Origin of the sequence: uncultured Bradyrhizobium sp. (genome assembly GCF_964252615.1) — a bacterium.
Lineage (GTDB): Bacteria > Pseudomonadota > Alphaproteobacteria > Rhizobiales > Xanthobacteraceae > Bradyrhizobium.
Genome location: NZ_CAXUNQ010000002.1, coordinates 71,149 through 89,146 on the forward strand (window position 1 = coordinate 71,149; position 17,998 = coordinate 89,146).

The 17,998-nt window shown below is 61.7% G+C and carries 17 protein-coding genes; 10 read left to right on the forward strand and 7 right to left on the reverse strand.

Annotation, left to right across the window (positions count from 1 at the left end; genetic code table 11):
• Window positions 1-193: 193 nt before the first annotated feature.
• The 4 genes from ACFE72_RS01620 to ACFE72_RS01635 all read left to right on the forward strand — a co-directional run bounded on the left by ACFE72_RS01620 (window position 194) and on the right by ACFE72_RS01635 (window position 5,214).
• Window positions 194-1,123, forward strand: a complete 930-nt coding sequence (locus tag ACFE72_RS01620; protein WP_375411300.1) for a glycine reductase — start codon at window positions 194-196, stop codon at window positions 1,121-1,123.
• Between the two features lie 47 nt (window positions 1,124-1,170).
• Window positions 1,171-2,364: a CaiB/BaiF CoA transferase family protein gene (locus tag ACFE72_RS01625; RefSeq protein WP_375411301.1), complete on the forward strand. Its 1,194-nt coding sequence runs from the start codon at window positions 1,171-1,173 to the stop codon at window positions 2,362-2,364.
• 172 nt (window positions 2,365-2,536) lie between these two features.
• On the forward strand, window positions 2,537-3,013 hold the full coding sequence (locus ACFE72_RS01630; RefSeq protein ID WP_375411302.1) for a (2Fe-2S)-binding protein: 477 nt from the start codon (window positions 2,537-2,539) through the stop codon (window positions 3,011-3,013).
• Between the two features lie 2 nt (window positions 3,014-3,015).
• Window positions 3,016-5,214: a molybdopterin cofactor-binding domain-containing protein gene (locus ACFE72_RS01635; RefSeq protein ID WP_375411303.1), complete on the forward strand. Its 2,199-nt coding sequence runs from the start codon at window positions 3,016-3,018 to the stop codon at window positions 5,212-5,214.
• 112 nt (window positions 5,215-5,326) lie between these two features.
• On the opposite strand, the gene ACFE72_RS01640 is transcribed toward ACFE72_RS01635, so the two are convergent.
• Entirely contained in the window at window positions 5,327-6,331 is a 1,005-nt protein-coding gene (locus tag ACFE72_RS01640) for a Bug family tripartite tricarboxylate transporter substrate binding protein (RefSeq protein ID WP_375411304.1), read from the reverse strand.
• Between the two features lie 129 nt (window positions 6,332-6,460).
• Here ACFE72_RS01640 and ACFE72_RS01645 point away from each other — a divergent pair, with 129 nt between their 5' ends.
• Entirely contained in the window at window positions 6,461-7,645 is a 1,185-nt protein-coding gene (locus ACFE72_RS01645; RefSeq protein WP_375411305.1) for an FAD-dependent monooxygenase, read from the forward strand.
• 52 nt (window positions 7,646-7,697) lie between these two features.
• Here the strand turns inward: ACFE72_RS01645 and ACFE72_RS01650 are convergent, their stop codons facing one another.
• From ACFE72_RS01650 to ACFE72_RS01675, 6 genes are all read right to left on the reverse strand, one after another.
• On the reverse strand, window positions 7,698-8,732 hold the full coding sequence (locus ACFE72_RS01650) for a 5-methyltetrahydropteroyltriglutamate--homocysteine methyltransferase (protein ID WP_375411472.1): 1,035 nt from the start codon (window positions 8,730-8,732) through the stop codon (window positions 7,698-7,700).
• Window positions 8,733-8,930: 198 nt separating this feature from the next.
• On the reverse strand, window positions 8,931-9,731 hold the full coding sequence (locus ACFE72_RS01655; protein ID WP_375411306.1) for an ABC transporter permease: 801 nt from the start codon (window positions 9,729-9,731) through the stop codon (window positions 8,931-8,933).
• Between the two features lie 7 nt (window positions 9,732-9,738).
• Complete coding sequence (locus ACFE72_RS01660; protein WP_375411307.1) at window positions 9,739-10,545, reverse strand: ABC transporter ATP-binding protein; 807 nt, start codon at window positions 10,543-10,545, stop codon at window positions 9,739-9,741.
• Complete coding sequence (locus ACFE72_RS01665; RefSeq protein ID WP_375411308.1) at window positions 10,524-11,261, reverse strand: ABC transporter permease; 738 nt, start codon at window positions 11,259-11,261, stop codon at window positions 10,524-10,526. The genes ACFE72_RS01660 and ACFE72_RS01665 overlap by 22 nt, the downstream gene beginning before the upstream one ends.
• A 28-nt stretch (window positions 11,262-11,289) precedes the next feature.
• The gene (locus ACFE72_RS01670; RefSeq protein WP_375411309.1) at window positions 11,290-12,258 is read right to left on the reverse strand and encodes an ABC transporter substrate-binding protein; all 969 of its coding nucleotides are present in this window, start codon (window positions 12,256-12,258) and stop codon (window positions 11,290-11,292) included.
• Window positions 12,245-12,529 (reverse strand): hypothetical protein, encoded by a 285-nt coding sequence (locus ACFE72_RS01675; protein ID WP_375411310.1) that lies wholly within the window; start codon window positions 12,527-12,529, stop codon window positions 12,245-12,247. Before ACFE72_RS01675 ends, ACFE72_RS01670 begins: the two co-directional genes overlap by 14 nt.
• A gap of 434 nt (window positions 12,530-12,963) precedes the next feature.
• On the opposite strand from ACFE72_RS01675, the gene ACFE72_RS01680 reads away from it, so the two are divergent.
• The 5 genes from ACFE72_RS01680 to ACFE72_RS01700 all read left to right on the forward strand — a co-directional run bounded on the left by ACFE72_RS01680 (window position 12,964) and on the right by ACFE72_RS01700 (window position 17,920).
• Window positions 12,964-13,980 (forward strand): ABC transporter ATP-binding protein, encoded by a 1,017-nt coding sequence (locus ACFE72_RS01680; RefSeq protein WP_375411473.1) that lies wholly within the window; start codon window positions 12,964-12,966, stop codon window positions 13,978-13,980.
• A 72-nt stretch (window positions 13,981-14,052) separates the two neighbouring features.
• Window positions 14,053-15,309, forward strand: coding sequence for an ABC transporter substrate-binding protein (locus ACFE72_RS01685; protein WP_375411474.1), 1,257 nt, complete (start codon window positions 14,053-14,055; stop codon window positions 15,307-15,309).
• A gap of 51 nt (window positions 15,310-15,360) precedes the next feature.
• On the forward strand, window positions 15,361-16,281 hold the full coding sequence (locus tag ACFE72_RS01690) for a carbohydrate ABC transporter permease (protein ID WP_375411475.1): 921 nt from the start codon (window positions 15,361-15,363) through the stop codon (window positions 16,279-16,281).
• On the forward strand, window positions 16,278-17,087 hold the full coding sequence (locus ACFE72_RS01695) for a carbohydrate ABC transporter permease (protein ID WP_375411311.1): 810 nt from the start codon (window positions 16,278-16,280) through the stop codon (window positions 17,085-17,087). Before ACFE72_RS01690 ends, ACFE72_RS01695 begins: the two co-directional genes overlap by 4 nt.
• Window positions 17,087-17,920 carry an endonuclease/exonuclease/phosphatase family protein gene (locus ACFE72_RS01700; RefSeq protein ID WP_375411476.1) on the forward strand — a complete coding sequence of 278 codons (834 nt, stop codon included), beginning with the start codon at window positions 17,087-17,089 and terminating at the stop codon, window positions 17,918-17,920. The genes ACFE72_RS01695 and ACFE72_RS01700 overlap by 1 nt, the downstream gene beginning before the upstream one ends.
• Window positions 17,921-17,998 lie beyond the last annotated feature (78 nt).

Consider the following 17,998-nt stretch of genomic DNA (forward strand, 5'->3'; position numbering starts at 1 on the left):
GCAGCCGGCTTTTAAGTGCCGGCCGGGGATCGTTCAGAGCCCATATTACTGTTACTGACCCAGATTCCGCCGCTGTATTCTGCTGAATTATAGTGTAAATTATTTTCGTCTTGCTGATCGACGCATTCGATTGGGCGCCAGAACAAGCACAGATGGTGCGAATCTCGTGTAAAAGCAGAGGAAGGACATAGCGATGGCCGGCTCCCTCGATGAACAGCCAGGTTTTGCGCCGGACTGCGATTCCCCGATTCCCTACATGCAGCGGACCCGCGACTACTACGCCGCGATCGGCTACACGACGCCTTATCGTTGGGCGCATTATACGGATGCGCCGTTCCAGGCGTTGAAGAAACCCTTGGCGGAATCGCGCGTGACTATCGTCACCACCGCCGCGCCTTATGATCCGGCGAAAGGCGATCAGGGTCCCGGCGCGGCGTATAATGGCAGCGCCAAGTTTTACGAAGTCTATGACGGCGACACGTCGCAGCGGCACGATCTGCGCATCTCGCACATCGGGTATGACCGCACCCACACCACCGCGACCGACAGCGGTACCTGGTTTCCGCTGCCGCAGCTCTTGAAAGCTGCCGTCGCCGGACGGATCGGCGAGGCCGCGCCGCGCTTCTTTGGGGCGCCGACCAATCGTAGTCATCGGGTGACCGTCGAGGTCGATGCACCGGCCATTCTCGCCCGTTGTCTTGCCGACAAGGTGGATGCCGCCGTGCTTGTACCGAACTGCCCGGTTTGCCATCAGACCACCGGCCTGATCGCCCGCCACCTCGAAGTCCACGGCATTTCAACCGTGGTGATGGGATGCGCAAAGGACATTGTCGAGCACACGGCCGTGCCGCGTTTCCTGTTCAGCGACTTTCCGTTGGGTAATTCTGCCGGCAAGCCGCACGATCTCGAATCGCAAGTCCTGACATTCGACTTGGCGCTGCGTTTGCTGGAATTGGCCCCCGGTGCACGGACCACGATGCAATCGCCGTTGCGGTGGAGTGAGGATGCCTCCTGGAAATCTGACTACAACAACGTTTCGCGGATGAGCCCGAAAGAATTGGCGCGACGCCGGAGCGAATTCGACAAGCAGAAAGCGATCGCGAAAGGCAACCGGGCCGCCTGACTCGGCCGGGCACGAAAACAAGAAAATGACTACCAGGAGACGTCGACGTGACCCGACCGTTCGAAGGCGTGAAGATCCTTGACTTCACCCAGGTATTGGCCGGTCCATATGCAAGCTATCAGCTCGCACTGCTCGGCGCCGACGTCATCAAGGTGGAGCGGCGCGAAGGCGAAGACATGCGTCGTACGCCGTTAAGCCGCGAATGGGCCGAGCGCGGCCTTGCCCCGGGCTGGCAGGCTATCAACGGCAACAAACGCAGCCTGACGCTCGACCTGCAGAAGCCGGAAGCGATCGTCATCGTCAAGCAACTCGCTGGCCATGCCGACGTGGTGATGGAAAACTTTCGACCCGGCGTGATGGACAAGCTCGGCATCGGCTATGCTGTCCTTTCGGCGATCAACCCCAGGCTGATCTATTGTGCGATCAGCGGATTCGGCCAGACTGGCCCCGAGCGCCTCAGCGCGGGCTACGACGGCAAGATCCAGGCGATGTCCGGCATCATGGGAATCACGGGTCACCAGAACACCGGGCCCACGCGTGCCGGCTTTGCGGTTTGCGACGTGTTGTCGGGCGCCACCGCCGCGTTCGGCGTATCGAGCGCGCTTTTTCAGCGCACGCATACCGGCAAGGGGCAGATGGTCGATGTTTCCATGCTCGAAGCGACGTTGGCATTTCTTTCAGGGCAGGTGGCCGACTACACGGTAGCCGGTCATCGTCAGCAATTGTCCGGCAATCAGGCCGTGAGCCGCAGACCGACCGCCAACCTGTTCAAGGCCGGCGAAGGTTATTTGTTGCTCGCCGTGAACAGTGAGAAGCAATACCGGTCCCTGATGGTTGCGCTCGGTCGTGCGGACGCCCTGGAGGATCCGCGCTTTGCCGATTGGTTCGCGCGGCAGGAAAACGAGCCGGCGCTGCGGGTGATCATCGAGGAAGCGCTTTTGAAAAAGGACGCGCGCGCATGGGTGGATGTTCTTGAGGCGGCGGGCGCGCCCTGCGCCAGCATCTGGAAAATCGAAGAGGTGATCGATCACCCGCAGATATCGGCGCGCCACGCCATCCAGGAGATTGATACGCCTTATGGCCGCCTGCGCTTCGCTGGTAGCGGCTTCCAGCTCGCCCATGGCGGCGGCAGGCTCGATCGCATGGCGCCCGAACTCGGCGCTCACACCGATGAAGTACTAAGCTCGCTCGGCTACGGCGCCGAGGCGATCGCGGACCTTCATGCGCGTGACATCATTTGAATAGCGGTAGGGGAGGATCGCCGGGCACTGGGAACCCCCGGCAACGCCAACACAAGGGCTTGGGAGCTGCCGTAGTCACGCTGCGTCATACGCGGGCTTGACCCACGAACGGTCAGTTGTAGGCAAACCCTGGTCAGCCGGTTATGCTTCGCTCAATGGATGGAGGAAGCGCATGGCAAGACTGAATATCAATGGAACGGTGAGAGACGTGCCGGTCGAGGACGACACGCCCCTTCTATGGGTGATCCGGGAGCAGATCGGGTTGACCGGTACCAAGTACGGCTGCGGCATCGCCCAGTGCGGTGCCTGCTCGGTTCATATCAACGGCGAGGTACGGCGGTCCTGTTCGATACCGGTGGCCGATGTGAAGCCCGCCGACATGATCGTCACCATCGAAGGGTTGTCGGTCGGCTCATCGCACCCGGTGCAAAAGGCCTGGGCCTCGGTCGACGTTCCGCAATGCGGCTATTGCCAGTCCGGGCAGATCATGGCGGCCGTGGCGCTGCTGAAGAAAAACCCGAAGCCGACCGACAGCGACATCGATGAGGCGATGACCAATATCTGCCGGTGCGGCACCTATCAGCGCATCCGCCAGGCGGTGCATCTGGCGGCCGGCGCCGGCACCACAGGCACGGGCTCGGGAGGCTAGCCATGAACCGTACGGTCTTTGCAAACGACGCAAAACTCTCGCGACGCAAGTTCATCGTCGGCTCGGCAGCGGTCGCCGGCGGTGGTTTCGCCCTTGGATTGAACGTGCCGTTCGGCGTCGATGCTGTGCACGCGCAGGACGTTGCGACCGAAATCAACGTCTGGGTGGCGATCAAGCCCGACAACACCTGTGTGATCCGCATCGCACGTTCGGAGATGGGGCAGGGCACGCTCACCGGAATTGCACAGCTCGTTGCCGAGGAACTGGAGTGTGACTGGAACAAGGTGACCACCGAAGGTATTACGCCGGGCCGCAATCTGGCGAGCAAGCGGGCCTGGGGCGAAATGGGCACCGGCGGCAGCCGGGGGATACGCACGTCGGAGGATTATGTTCGGCGTGGTGGCGCTGCCGCACGCTTGATGCTGCTTCAAGCCGCTGCGGCCCAGTGGAACGTCCCGGCCGGTGAACTGACCGTGTACGACGGCGTCATTTCGCACGGGGCGAGCAAGCGTTCGATCCGTTATGGCGAGGTGGCGGCGAGCGCCGCAAAACTCACGCCGCCGGATCCGAAGACCGTCAAGCTCAAGGATCCGAAGGACTGGAAGATCGCCGGCAAGCCGGTCAAGCGGCTCGATACCGCAGACAAGCTGGATGGCAGCAAGGTCTTCGCCATCGATTTGAAGCTGCCGGGCATGCTCAACGCGGCGATCAAGGACTGTCCGGTCTATGGCGGCAAGCTCAAGAGTTACGACGAGAGCAGAATCGCCGGCATGCCCGGCTTCAAGAAGGTGGTGCGGGTGCAGGACACCGCCGTTGCGGTCGTCGCCGATACTTGGTGGCACGCCAGGACGGCGCTCGACGCGCTCCCGGTGGTCTGGGACGAGGGACCGAACGCTTCGCAGTCTAGCGCTGCGATCGCCGAGATGCTCAGGGATGGCCTTGAGGCGTCAGCCACCAACGGCGACCGGCGCAACGGCGACGCGCTGAAGGCGATCGGCGAAGCCGCCACCAGGGTGGACGCGGTCTATTCGACGCCTTTCCTCGCCCACGCCTGCATGGAGGTGATGAACTGCACTGTAAAACTCTCGGGCGACAAGGCCGACGCCTGGGTTCCGACGCAAAACCTGGAAGCGTCGCTGGCAGCCTTGTCCGAAGCTTCTGGCATTCCGCTCGATAAATGCGAAGTTCACCGGCACGATCTCGGCGGCGGCTTCGGCCGGCGCGGCGGCACGCAGGATTATGTCCATCAGGCGGTCGAGATCGCCAAGCAGTTCCCGGACGTGCCGATCAAGCTGATCTGGAGCCGCGAGGAGGATCAGGCGCACGATTTCTACCGGCCGATTTCGCAATGCAAGCTGTCGGCCGGTCTCGATGCCGCAGGCAACCTGACGGGCCTGCACGTTCGTGTCTCCGGCCAGTCGATCAATGCGATGCTCAATCCGAAAGGCATCGTCGACGGCAAGGACATGCGCCAGCTCCAGGGCTACTCCGCCACGCCCGGCGACGCGCAGCTTGGCTACGGCGTGCCCAATCTTCTGATCGAATATGCGATGCGCAATACGCATGTTCCGGTCGGGCCCTGGCGCGGGGTCAATACCAACCAGAACGGCGTCTATATGGAATGCTTCATGGACGAGGTGGCGAAGGCGGCAGGCAAAGATCCGCTCGAATTTCGCCGCGCGCTGATGAAGGAGTATCCCAAGCATCTCGGCGTCCTCAATGCCGCGGCCGAGAAAGGCGATTGGGGCAAGCCGCTCCCGGCAGGCGTGCATCGCGGCATCGCGCAGTTCATGGGCTACGGCAGTTATTCGGCGGCCGTTGCCGAGGTCTCAGTGAGCCCGCAGGGCAAGCTGAAAGTTCATCGCATGGTGCTGGCGCTCAATTGCGGGCATGCCGTCAATCCCGGCCAGATCGAAGCCCAGGTGCAGGGATCGGTAGCCTACGGTCTCAGCGCCACGCTCTATGGCGAGATGCCGGTCGAGAATGGGCGCATGACCAATCTCAACTTCGACAGCTATGAGATTTTGCGTCTGGCCGAGATGCCGAAAGTCGAAACCGTTGTGGTGCCCACCTACGACTTCTGGGGCGGCGTGGGGGAGCCGACCATCTGCGTGGTTGCGCCGGCCGTGCTCAACGCTATCTTTGCCGCGACGGGCAAGCCGGTGCGCAGCCTGCCGCTCAAGAACGTAAAGCTGGTGTAACGCCGCGATGATTGCGTCTCCACGATCAGTTCACCTCTCCCCCTTGCGGGGAGAGGTGAGAAGCTGCGGCTCGACGCGAAATTCATCATGCTCCGGCAGAGCGCCAACCATCTCACTGGATTTCGATATTGGCCGCCTTGATGACGGCCTTCCATCGGGCGGCCTCGTCGCGCATATAGCTGGATGTCCTGTCGACCGAACCACCGAAGATTTCCGCTGACAGCTTCCTGAGATGGGCTTGCAATTCCGGCTGGCGCAGCGCCTCGTTCACATCGGCATTGATCTTGTCGATGATGTCCCCGGGCGTCGTCGGCGGGGCGACGACGCCGTACCACGCGACCGCTTCGAAACCCGGCAGCATCTCTGCAATCGCCGGAACATGCGGCAATGCCGGCACGCGATTTGGCGAAGCAACCGCCAGCAATTTGAGTTTGCCGGCTTCGACCAACGGTAATGAGACGCCGAGATTGTCGAACATCAGATCGACATCGCCGGCAAGCAGGCCCTGCAACGCAGGCGCCGAGCCGCGGTAAGGAATGTGGCGCAGTTTAACCTGCGCCATCAACTGAAACAGCTCCGACGTCAGATGCGAGGTGGTCCCGTTGCCTTGCGTGGCAGCGGTGACCTGATCGGGATTGCGTCGCAAGTGGTCGACCAGTTCTCCGAGGCTCGATGCCTTGACCTTGTCCGGATTGACAATCAGCGCGTTCGGCACCTGGGCGGTCACAATGATCGGCTCGAATTTGTCCGGATTAAATCCGAGCTTGCGATAGAGGTTCTGGTTGATGACGAGGGGCGGCGGCGGTGACGCGAGCAAGGTGTAGCCGTCCGGGGCTGAACGGTAGGCCTGTTCGGCGCCGATATTGCCGGCGGCACCGGTCCGGTTCTCGATCACGACCGCCTGCCCCCATTTGCGCGACAGCCAATCCGCAATCAGCCTGGGCACCGCGTCGGCCGTTCCGCCCGCGGGGAACGGCACGATGATCTTTACGGCGCGGTCAGGATAGCCGTCGGCCTGAGCCGGGGTCTCAAGTCCATTCGATACGATAAGGCAAAGCGCCAGTCCGATTGCCGTTCGGCCGATCAACCACCGGGTCCGGCTGAACACATCGCTCATGCAATTTTGCTCCTAAATTTGTTCGACTGCGGCTGATCCCGGCCTTTTGGATGGCAACCCTGCTTCAGTCCATGTGAAGATACCACACGGCAGCCGGTTCTGTTCGGCCGGTGAATTTAGGAGCTTATGATGGCGGAGAAGCGGCTGAGCGTGGTGGTCGTCGGCGGTGGGATCGGCGGGTTGTTCGCTGCGAACGCGCTGATCGCCCGGGGTCTGCGCGTATCGGTCTTCGAACAGGCCCCCAGCCTCGGAGAGGTCGGTGCCGGAGTGTTCCTGACGCCAAACAGCGTGCGCCAGTTGCAAAGGGTGGGCTTTGGACCGGCAGTGGAAAGCCGAGGCGCAAGGGTTGGCCCCCACTCTCGCTATTTCCGCCATGACGGAACGCCTATTGCCCCGGTCCAGGTCACGGATTCGTCCGGCTGGAACGCGACATTCGGAATGCACCGCGCCGACCTGGTCGAGATGCTCGCCGCCGCCTTGCCGCCGCAGGCGGTGCATACCGGACACCGCTGTATCGGGTTTGAGCAGGCCGGCGAGGTGGCACGGGTGCGGTTCGCGAATGGCGCCACGGCCGAAGCAGACGTCGTCATCGCCGCGGATGGTATCCATTCCGAGCTTCGGCAGCACGTCGCTCCGCCTTCACGTTCGGTTTTCCACGGGTCGGTCGCCTATCGCGGCGTGATCGAGCATCAGCGCATTGCGCACTGGCCGGCCGCGTCGTGGCTGATGTGGCTCGGCAAAGGCAAGCACTTCCTGACCTTTCCATTGCGCGCCGGCGGCCTCATCAACTACGTCGGCTTCGTGCCGGCGGACGAAGAAATGAAAGAATCGTGGTCGGCGCCCGGCGATCCTGATGTCCTCCGCCGCGAGTTCGCAGGTTGGGACCCGCGCATCGAAACGCTGCTGAGCCGGATTGAAGCCACGTTCCGGTGGGCGTTGTACGACCGCGAGCCGTTGCAAGGCTGGAGCCGGGGAAGGCTGACATTGCTCGGCGATGCGGCGCATCCGATGCTGCCCCACCTCGGTCAAGGCGCCAACCAGTCGATCGAGGACGGCATGGCCTTGGCGACGATCCTCGGACGCGCGGATCGAAACACCGCTGTCGCAGCATTGCTGGCTTACGAGGGTCTCCGCCGCGAGCGGGTTGCCGCGGTGCAGCGCGGCGCTCGCGAAAACGGTCTCCGATACGATTCTGCCAATCCTGACCTCGGGGTTCGCGATGCCGAGATCGCCGCGCATGCCGCGTTTCGACGCCGGCTCTACGATCACGACGTGGTCCCGGAGGCCGAAGCCGCGGCGCTTGCCCTGGCATGACGTCGGCGCTCCGTCTCATCGCTCGCCTGCGAGGGGGTGAATTGATCATGCGTTAGCCGATCTCCTTGCGCACAGTTGCCGCGGCCTCGCACATCGCCTTCAGCTTTCCAAACGCAACGGCCCGCGGCAGGTATTTCATACCGCAATCCGGCGCGACTACCAGCCTCTCCGCCGGGACATGCTTTAGACCGTTGCGGATTCGATCGGCGACAACGAAAGCCGGCTCGATTTCGGAATTACCGAGGTCGAGCACGCCAAGCATGATCTTCTTCGAAGACAGATCCTTCAGTACCCCGAGATCGAGTTTAGGCTGTGCGGCCTCGATGGAAATCTGCTCCGCAACGGTGTCGTCGAGCTCGGCGAGAAAAGAATAACCCGCAGGCTTGGTCGAGCCGGGCACCACCGCCGCGTAGCCGAAGCATAGATGCACCACCGTCGGTACGGTAATGCCCTGCAACGCGCGATTGATGGCCTTCACCGCATAACGTTTTGCCAGTTCCGGGTTGTTGCGGACCCAGGGTTCATCGAGCTGGATCACGTCGGCGCCGGCTCTCTGCAGGTCGAGCGCTTCGGCATTGACCGCTTCGGCAAACGCCATCGCCAGCTCTTCGTCGTCCTTGTAGAACTCGTCTCCAGCTTGCTGGCTCATCGTGAACGGGCCAGGCAAAGTTATCTTGGCGGCGCGATCGGTGTTGCGGCGGAGGAATTCCATGTCGGTCAATTCGACCGGGCGGCCGCGCGCGATCTTTCCTACTACCCGCGGCACCGGCGTCTGCTGCCCGTTTCTCGACGTGATGATTGCGGGATTGTCGGCATCGATGCCGTCGAGCGCGGTCGCAAACCGGTTGGAATAGCTCTCACGGCGAATTTCGCCGTCGGTCACGATGTCGATGCCGGCGCGTTCCATCTCCCGGATCGCAATGACAGTGGCATCGTCCTGCGCTTCCTCCAAATGCCGGGCGGGAAGCCGCCACATTTCGTGCATGCGGGTGCGCGGGACCGATTTGGACAGCATTGCGCGATCCACCAGCCATTCGGGTTGTGGATAGCTTCCGACCACCGTCGTCGGCAATAGATGCTTTGGCAGGTTCACGACACTCTCCTTGTTGTTTCTTGTCCAGCGCGATGGATCACCTCTCCCGCAAGCGCTAAGCAACCCATCCGCTTCCGAATTCCTTTCGAAGATCGATGGATACGCAGGTCAAGCCCGGGTATGACGAGGCATGTGCTAGCCCGCAAGCGCGGCGACTGAGAAAGGGACCGCTCCAACTTGAATTCAGCATGTCTACGTCGCTGGCTGCAGCGCGCCGGGCGCGATTTCGACCGTGACGCTTTCGCCGCCACGCGTTCCGGTGTGCCAGATCGCGGCCCTGCGTTCGATCCACCGGATGGCGGCGTTGAAGGCGATCGCCATTGCCAGCACCAGCAGCACGCCGGCAAAGACATGCGGGCTGTCCAGAATGGTGCGGTAACGCGAGATCAGATAACCGATGCCGGCCGAAGAGATCAGCATTTCCGACACCACCACCCCGACGATAACCAGCGCGCCGCCGATGCGCAGGCCGGACAGCACGGTTGGAATGGCTGCCGGAATGATGACGCGGACAAGACGCTGGGTTAAGCTCGCACCCATGCTCCGCGCCGCAAGCAGCAACTGCGGATCGATGGTCTGGATGCCGGCGGCAGTGGCGAGCATGGTCGGAAGGAATCCATAGATCGACGCGAATGCGATCTTGGACTCCGAGCCGATGCCGAGCCATACCGTAAAGACCGGATAGAGGATGACCAGCGGCACGGCATACAGGCTGGACACCATCGGCATGATCAGGATGCGCGGGCGCGGCAGGCTGCCTACGATGGCGCCGAGCAGGATGCCGCCGCCGCACGCGATCGCCATCGAGATCGCCACCTCATAGAGCGTCACCGCCAGCGCGCGGCCGTATTCACCCGCTTCGTTCCAGCCGGCGGCGAGCGTCGAGGACAGCGACGGCAGGAACAGTTCTGCGATCAGGCCGCTGCGCGGCATGGCTTCCCATGACACAATCAGGCCCAACACGATCAGCCGGCGGAGCGTGGTTGCGGTCATCGCTGTCTCATGCCGATTTGCGGATGTGCCGCCAGATGCGGTCGCGCAGGCTGCCGAACGTATCGCCGCTCAGCATGTCATAAGTTCTCGGCCGCGGCAGCGCCACCTGCAGATGATCGACGATGCGGCCGGGCCGCGCCGACATTACCAGCACCTCATCGGCGAGATAAACGGCTTCGGTCAGGCTGTGGGTGACGAACACGACGGTCTTCCCGGTCGCCGCCCAGATGCGAAGCAGTTCGTCGCCCATGGTCATGCGGGTCTGCTCGTCGAGTGCCGCGAACGGCTCATCCATCAGCAATACCGGAGGATCCTGCACCAGGCCGCGCGCGATGGAGACGCGCTGCTTCATGCCGCCGGACAGTTCATGCGGATGCCTCTTGCCGAAGCCGTCCAGCCCGACCAGTTGAAGCGCATCCTGCGCCCTGGCGCGGCGCTCGCTCTTTGCGACACCCCGCAGTGCAAGTGGAAACTCGACGTTCTCCTCCGCAGTCAGCCACGGAAACAGGCTGGGTTCCTGGAAAACCACGCCCACCCGATTCGGGTCAGGTTTTGAAATCGGCGCATTGTTGATTGTGATGATGCCGGAGGCCTGCCGCAGCAGGCCCGCCATCATCATCAGCAATGTCGACTTTCCGCAGCCGCTCGGTCCCACCAGCACTACGAATTGTCCCGGTTTGACGTCAATCGAGACATCTTCGAGTGCTACGACATCCTGGCTCGAGGTCCTGAAAACCTGCCCGACATGCCTGACCTCGATTGCGCCGGCGCGCGGCGCAGGCTTGAGCGGCGTCACGTTCGCCAATGGCTGCATCTTGCTTCCACCATCCGCACCAGTTCGTTGAAGGTCATGGCGATCACAGCGATCATCACCACGCCGGCCAGTAGCTGCTTCATCTGGAAATTCTCGCCCCAGGTGGCGATCTGATGGCCGATCCCGTCGCGCGACGCATACATCTCGGCGAGAATCACGCCGGTGAGGTTGAAGATCATGGAAATCCGCAGCGCCTCCAGCAGCACCGGGAGCATGCTCGGCAGGTAGACGCGGAACGCGGTCTGCGCCGGCGTCGCGCCGTAGGAGCGGGCGACCTTGAGGTGCTCCATCTTGACCGATTCGACCGCCGTCGTGGTCGACATGATGACGATGAAGATGGTCGAGAAGAATCCGAAGCCGACTTTCTGAGCAAATCCGACCCCGAACACCAGGATGAACATCGGCAGGAAGATGGATTTCGGAATGCTGAAGGCGAAGAACAGCAGCGGCTTCATCACGTCGGCAAAATAGCGGTTCTCCGCGATCAAATATCCGATTACGGCGCCGAACGGAACGGCGAGCGCGAAGGCGGTCAATACCTCCTGCGCGGTCACGGCCAGATCGTTGCGGACGCCGGCGCGCTGCAACAGGTCGCCCAGCGTGGACAGCGTGTCGGACGCGGAGGGAAGCAGCCGCGGATTGACGGTGCCCGTCCGGGACAGCATTTCCCACAGCGCAAAGATCGCGGCCACGATCGCGAAGCGGGCTATCCTCATTCCGGTCCTGCCTGCCATCGCAGCGGTCTCAGGGCCTGGTCGGAACCGGTTTGAACGCCGTCGAAATCACCTCCTCGACCGCAACGATGTCCTTGAGCCCGCCGAGTTTGGCCAGATCGAGCGACAACTGTACCGCAGCCGGCACATTGGCGGCGGCCATGTTGCCGTCGGTTTCGAGCTTCATGATCGTGTTGTCGTATTCAAGTGCTGCGATCTCCGCAGGCATCTCGTAGAGGTCCGCGATCAGTTTTACCGTGACCTCGCGATTGGCGCGCATGAACGCCACCGCACCGTAGAGCGCGTTGATCGCTTTCTGTACGACCTCCGGCTTGGCGTGCGCGAACTTATCGAGCACGATCCAGCCTGCGGTGAGGTTCGGCGGCACGTCCTTGGAATAATCCAGGATGGTGCGCGCCTCGCCCGATTTCGCCATCTGGAAGCTCAGCGGCGAATAGACCACCGCCGCTTCGACATTGCCGGCGAGCAGGTTGGGCACCAGCCCGCCGCCGCCGACCGGCACGCGCGTGAAATCGATTTTCCTGTCCTGGATGGTCCAGAGCGCCAGCAGGTCGGAGCCGGAGCCCGCCGCCGTGATCGCCACCTTCTTGCCGTTGAGATCCTTGACATCGAGCGTCGATTTTACCGGTACCATCAACTGCCAGCCGAAATTACCCATCGCGGCATTGGCGACGATCCTCGACATCACCCCTTTCTTGCGGCCTGCCGACACCAGCGACGGCGGATCGAGGATGATGTCGGCAGCACCCGCGGCCATGCCCTCGAACGTCTCCGCGCCGCTGCGATAGATGGTCAGCTCCGCTGTGACGCCTTCCTTTTCGAACAGCTTCTGCCGTACCGCGGTTTCGGCAATGGTCGTAGGCCAATAGGTCTTGGTCGGCAGTCCGACCCGGATCGTTTCGGCGTAGGAGGCCGCCGGCATCGCCAGCAGGGCGATGGCGGCCAGCGGCGCCAGGGCATGACGGCTAAAGACGCGCATTAAAATGTTTCCTCCATGTTTTCGTTTGTTTTGCAGAGAAATGCAGCCATGTCGACGTAGCATTCAACTGCCGCAGATCAGATTGTACAGTAATTTCTTGCGCATCAAGCTGACGGGCGACAATTTCGAATCCCCCGGGCTCGCTACGGGCTCTGCCTTCAACTCTCTCCGCGTTGTCCTCGCGAGGTGGGAACATACCCCGGTCGGTCAAGATCTGGCGACGCCTGCCAACAAGGTCATTTACGCTTTCCGCATCATCGGCGACCTGCATCGGGTCATCCCCTGCGCGCAGGGCTATCGCATATGGCACGAGCGATTTGGGTGCGGGCCTCTCCGCATCGTCATGGCCTGTCCCGGCCACCCGCGTCTTAGGGATTTGGGAACAAAGGCGTGGGTACCCGGCACAAGGCCGTCGCATGACGGTTTTGCGGGAACGCCGCGCTTTATCAAGGATGCGGGAATACAAGGTCCCGTCTGCATATGCGATTGTCTCGGCCTGTGCGCGAACGAAGCGGAGGTGTGCCACGCCTTTGCGAGTACAATGGAAAGTGAGAGCTTTCACGCGGACCGAGGACAGACGCCTTGACAGCCAAGAGCATGAACTCGACACTCCAATAACGAGAAAAATTGCGCCGCAGGCAACCGTGCCTCTTCTTGGCAGCAACAGGGGCCGGGACTCGGCGCGCCGCAACCGATTGGTCATCTATGTCGGCAATTAAGCTTGATCGCGTCGTCAAGAGCTGGGGTTCAGCACGGGCAGTTGATGAAGTGACCCTTGAAGCCGAGGAGGGTTCGCTGCTGGTGCTGCTCGGGCCGTCGGGATGCGGGAAATCCACAACCTTGCGATTGATCGCCGGCCTGGAGCAGCCTGATAGCGGAACAGTCATGATAAATGGGGCCGATGTCACGCATCTGACGCCGGCCCAGCGCAGAATCGCAATGGTGTTCCAGTCCTATGCCCTATTCCCGCATCTCAGCGTTGCGGAAAACATTATCTTCGGCTTGCGCGTGCGCGGCGTGTCCCGGGCTGAGCGCGACGCGCGGCTGAAACGTGTCGCGGACATCGTGGGCCTTGCGCAACTGCTCGACCGCAAGCCGTCACAATTATCCGGCGGCCAGCGTCAGCGGGTTGCGCTTGGCCGTTCGATCATCGCCGAGGCGCGCGTATGTTTGATGGATGAGCCGCTCTCCAACCTCGACGCCAAGTTGCGCCACGAGATGCGCACCGAAATTCGCGCACTGCAGCAGCGCCTCGGAATGACGATGGTCTATGTGACACACGACCAGACCGAAGCGATGACGATGGCCGATCGCGTCGTGCTGATGCGCGATGGACGCATCGAGCAAATTGGTACGCCCGAAGAGCTCTACGGCCGGCCTGCGACCGCCTTTACGGCGCGTTTTGTCGGAACGCCGCCGATGAACCTGATCACGCGCGGCGGCAAGCTGATCGGCATTCGCCCGGAGCATATTCGGATGGTGTCGCAGGATGGTCACCCGGCGCGGGTAACAAGCGTGGAGCATCTCGGGGCGGACAGCATCGTGCTTTGCGAGCTCGACGGTCAACCGATCCTGGTGCGACAGGACGGCTTCAGCAAGACGTCTCCCGGCGACGGTATTCGGCTTGCGTGGAAAGCGGGCGACGAGCATCAGTTCAGCCAGACCACAGGCGATCGACTCGTAGCGGCGATGAGCGAGATAAAAGCGGTTGCGACCGGTTGACGCCGGAGTTGCTTTAATAACGGTGCGTCAAGCGCCGTGACAGGGGAGGGTGATGTGAATTCAATTAAACGGATGATGCTGATTGGGGCGCTGGCAGCGCTATGCGTAATGCCGCGCCCGGCGGCGGCTGTCGACCTCACGATGTATTACCCGGTCGCGGTCGGCGGTCCAGTGACCAAGATCATCGACGACATGGTGGACCGTTTTGGCAAGGAGAATCCCGATATCAAGGTGACGGCGGTCTACGCCGGCAACTACACCGATACGATGACCAAGGCGATGACCGCGATGAAAGGCGGCCAGCCGCCGCAATTGTCGGTCCTGCTCTCCACCGATGTCTTCACTCTGATCGACGAGAACGCGATCGTGCCATTTGACGGCCTTGTGGCAGACCAGGCCTGGTTCAGGGATTTCTATCCGGCGTTCATGGCGAACGGGCAGGTCGACGGCAAGACCTGGAGCATTCCGTTCCAGCGTTCGACCATCGTGCTGTATTGGAACAAGGATGCGTTCAAGGAAGCCGGCCTCGATCCTGAAAAGGCGCCGGCGAACTGGGACGAGATGGTCGCGATGGGTAGGAAGCTGGTCAAGAAGGACGCGTCGGGAAACGTCACGCGCTGGGGCGTCGAAATCCCAACCACCGGCTATGCCTATTGGATGCTGCAGGCGCTTGCGATCGAGAACGGCCAGAAGCTGATGAATGACGCCGGCAATGACGTGTATCTTGCCGCGCCGAAGACGGTTGCCGCTCTGGACTACTGGGTGGATTTGTCCCGCAAGGAAACCGTGATGCCGACCGGCACGGTCGACTGGGCGACGCTGCGTACCGACTTCTTGGAAGGCAAGACCGCAATGATGTGGCACACCACCGGAAACCTGACGGCCGTGAAGGACGGCGCCAAGTTCAACTTCGGCGTTGCGATCCTGCCCGCTAAGGAACGCCGTGGCTCACCCACGGGCGGCGGCAGCTTCTATATCTTCAAGAGTGCCTCGCCTGAGCAACAGAAAGCCGCGGTGAAATTCATCCAGTGGATGACGACGCCGGAGCGCGCCGCCGAATGGAGCATCAAGACCGGATATGTCGCAGTATCGCCGGCTGCCTACAAGACGCCGGCGATGGAGAAGTATGCTAAGGATTTCCCGGCTGCCATTGTCGCACGCGACCAGCTCGATCACGCGGTGCCCGAATTGTCGGTCCACGAGAACGGCCGCATCTACAAATTCGTCAACGATGCCGTGCAGTCGGCGGTAACGGGTACGCAAAAGCCGCAGGATGCGCTGGCGGCCGCGCAACAACAGGCGGATCGCGTGTTGAAGGCATATAAATAGCAAAGGCAAAGAATGCCGGACGGCAGCGCGCCGCCGCTCGGCATCGCACGGATGACGGATCAGATCACCCTATCGTCAGTCGCCACCCGCCAACCAAATTCACAGGCCGGGTGGAATGCGGTAACCGCCTGGCTGCTGCTGCTTCCCGCGGCGGTGTTGCTGGCGGCTTTCACGCATTACCCGATCGTGGCGACGATCAGGCACAGCTTTTTCATCGCCCGGCGCAGCGGCGGAGAGCTGTTCGTCGGCTTCGACAATTACCGGGCGATGTTCGAGGATGCCATCTTCTGGAGAGCGTTGACCAATAACTTCTGGTTTGCGCTGGGCACCGTCCCGACCTCGATCGCGCTCGCGCTTCTGATGGCGATCTGGGTCAACCGCAACATCCGCGGGCGCGGGTTTCTGCGACTAGCCTATTTCACCCCAACCGTACTGCCGATGATCGCGGTGGCTAACATCTGGCTGTTCTTCTATACGCCGGATTATGGATTGTTGGACCAGCTACGCGGTTTCGTGGGCCTTGCGGGCTGGAACTGGCTCGGCGATCCGTCCACCGTGATGGGCTGTCTGATAGTCATGGTGATCTGGAAGGAGGCCGGCTTCTTCATGATCTTCTATCTCGCCGCGCTGCAGCAGCTTTCTCCTGATCTGGAAGAAGCGGCTGCGGTCGAGGGCGCCAGCCGCTGGTACACGTTCCGCCGGATCACGTTTCCGCTGCTGATGCCGACGACGCTGTTTGTGGCGATCAATGCGGTCATCAACTCGTTCAAGCTGGTCGATCACCTCGTCATTATGACAAAGGGAGGTCCGAGCAATGCAAGTTCGCTGCTGCTATACTACATTTACGAGGTGGCCTTCACGTTTCAGGACGCTGCTTATGCAGCGACCTTGACGGTGGTGCTTCTGGTCGTCCTCGGTACGCTGGCGCTGATAAAATTCGGATATCTCGACCGCAGGATTCACTATCAATGAACGAGAGGACGCATCCCCTCGAAGCCATTGCCGCCTGGCTGCTGGCGCTGGTCTGGCTTGCGCCGCTCGCCTACGCATTCTGGAGCGCGTTTCATCCCGCAGCCTATGCAACGTCGTTCAGCCTGTCGGCGCCGTGGACGCTTGAGAACTTTGTGCGCGCCTGGAGCCAGGCGCCATTTGGGCGATATTACCTCAACACCATTGTGCTGGTCAGCCTGGTGTTGGCCGGACAACTGGTTCTGTCCACGCTCGCAGCCTATGGTTTCGCGCGGTTCAAATTCAGGGGCAGCGGCATCGCATTCGCGCTCGTTCTGCTGCAGTTGATGATCATGCCGGACGTCCTGATCGTGGAGAACTACCGCGCCATCAGTGCGCTCGGGCTGCTCGATACCATACCGGCGATTGCGTTGCCGTATCTGGCCAGTGCATTTGCGATTTTCCTGCTGCGGCAGACCTTCAAAGGCATCCCGCAAGAACTGGTCGACGCAGCCCGTGTCGAAGGCGCGAGCTCCTTGCAAATTCTCTGGCGGGTATATGTTCCGCTTGCCCGCCCGACCTATGTCGCCTTTGGGCTGGTCTCGATCAGCTATCATTGGAACAACTTCCTGTGGCCGCTGATCGTGACCAATTCGGTGGGAAGCCGGCCGTTGACGGTTGGACTTGCCGTGTTCGGCGCGCCGGAAACTGGTGTCGACTGGTCGATCATCACCGCGGCGACGGTGATGACGATGGCGCCGCTGCTGATCGCGTTTCTGCTGTTCCAACGGCAATTCGTGCAGTCTTTCATGCGTGCGGGTATTCGCTGATGCGTCTGATCACCTGGAATATCCAGTGCGGCAAAGGCTGCGACGGCGTCATCGATCTGGAGCGGATCGTTTCGACTGCCAGATCGCTGGCCGACGCGGACGTGTTCTGCTTTCAGGAGGTGTCGGACGGCTTCCTCAGCCTGGATCTCGGCAATGACCAGGGCGCCCAGCTTGCCGCGCTGCTGCCTGAACATCGGGCAGTCTTTCTGCCAGCCATCGAAACCATCGACAGCAAAGGCAGGGCTCATCGCTTCGGCAACATGACGCTGTCACGGCTGCCGGTCCTGCAGGTCGCCAGCCACCTTCTGCCCTGGCCGCAGGACGCCTCGCCGCGCAGCATGCGGCGGCAGGCGCTCGAGGTTACCGTGCAGGCCGCTTTTGGGACGCTACGCGTTACCAATACGCACCTGGAATATTATTCGGCGGCGCAACGCGACGCACAGATCGGTCGGTTGCTGGATTTGCAGGAGGAGGCTTCCACCTATCGGCAAGCCGCCGACACGCGCGAGCCTTATGGAAGGCAGGTGATCGCCTCGTCTGGAATTCTGTGCGGCGACTTCAATTTCGATGCGTCCGATCCCCAGCATGCCGTGCTTCATGGATCGTCGCGGACGGGACCGAACTATCGCGATGCATGGATGATCTGCCACACCGGTCAACCCCATCAACCGACCTGCGGTCTCTACGATGATGCGCAATGGCCGAACGGCGCAGATTGCCGCGATTTCATCTTCGTCACCGAAGACCTGGCTCATCGCATTTGTCGTGTGCAGATCGACGGCGTGACCCGCGCATCCGATCATCAGCCGGTTCTCGTTGAACTTGCCGATTGACGCGCGGCAATGCATTGGCCAATTTGCAGATGCGAGGGCCGCCTGCCTGAGCGGAATGCTACGAGATTTCACGCATCA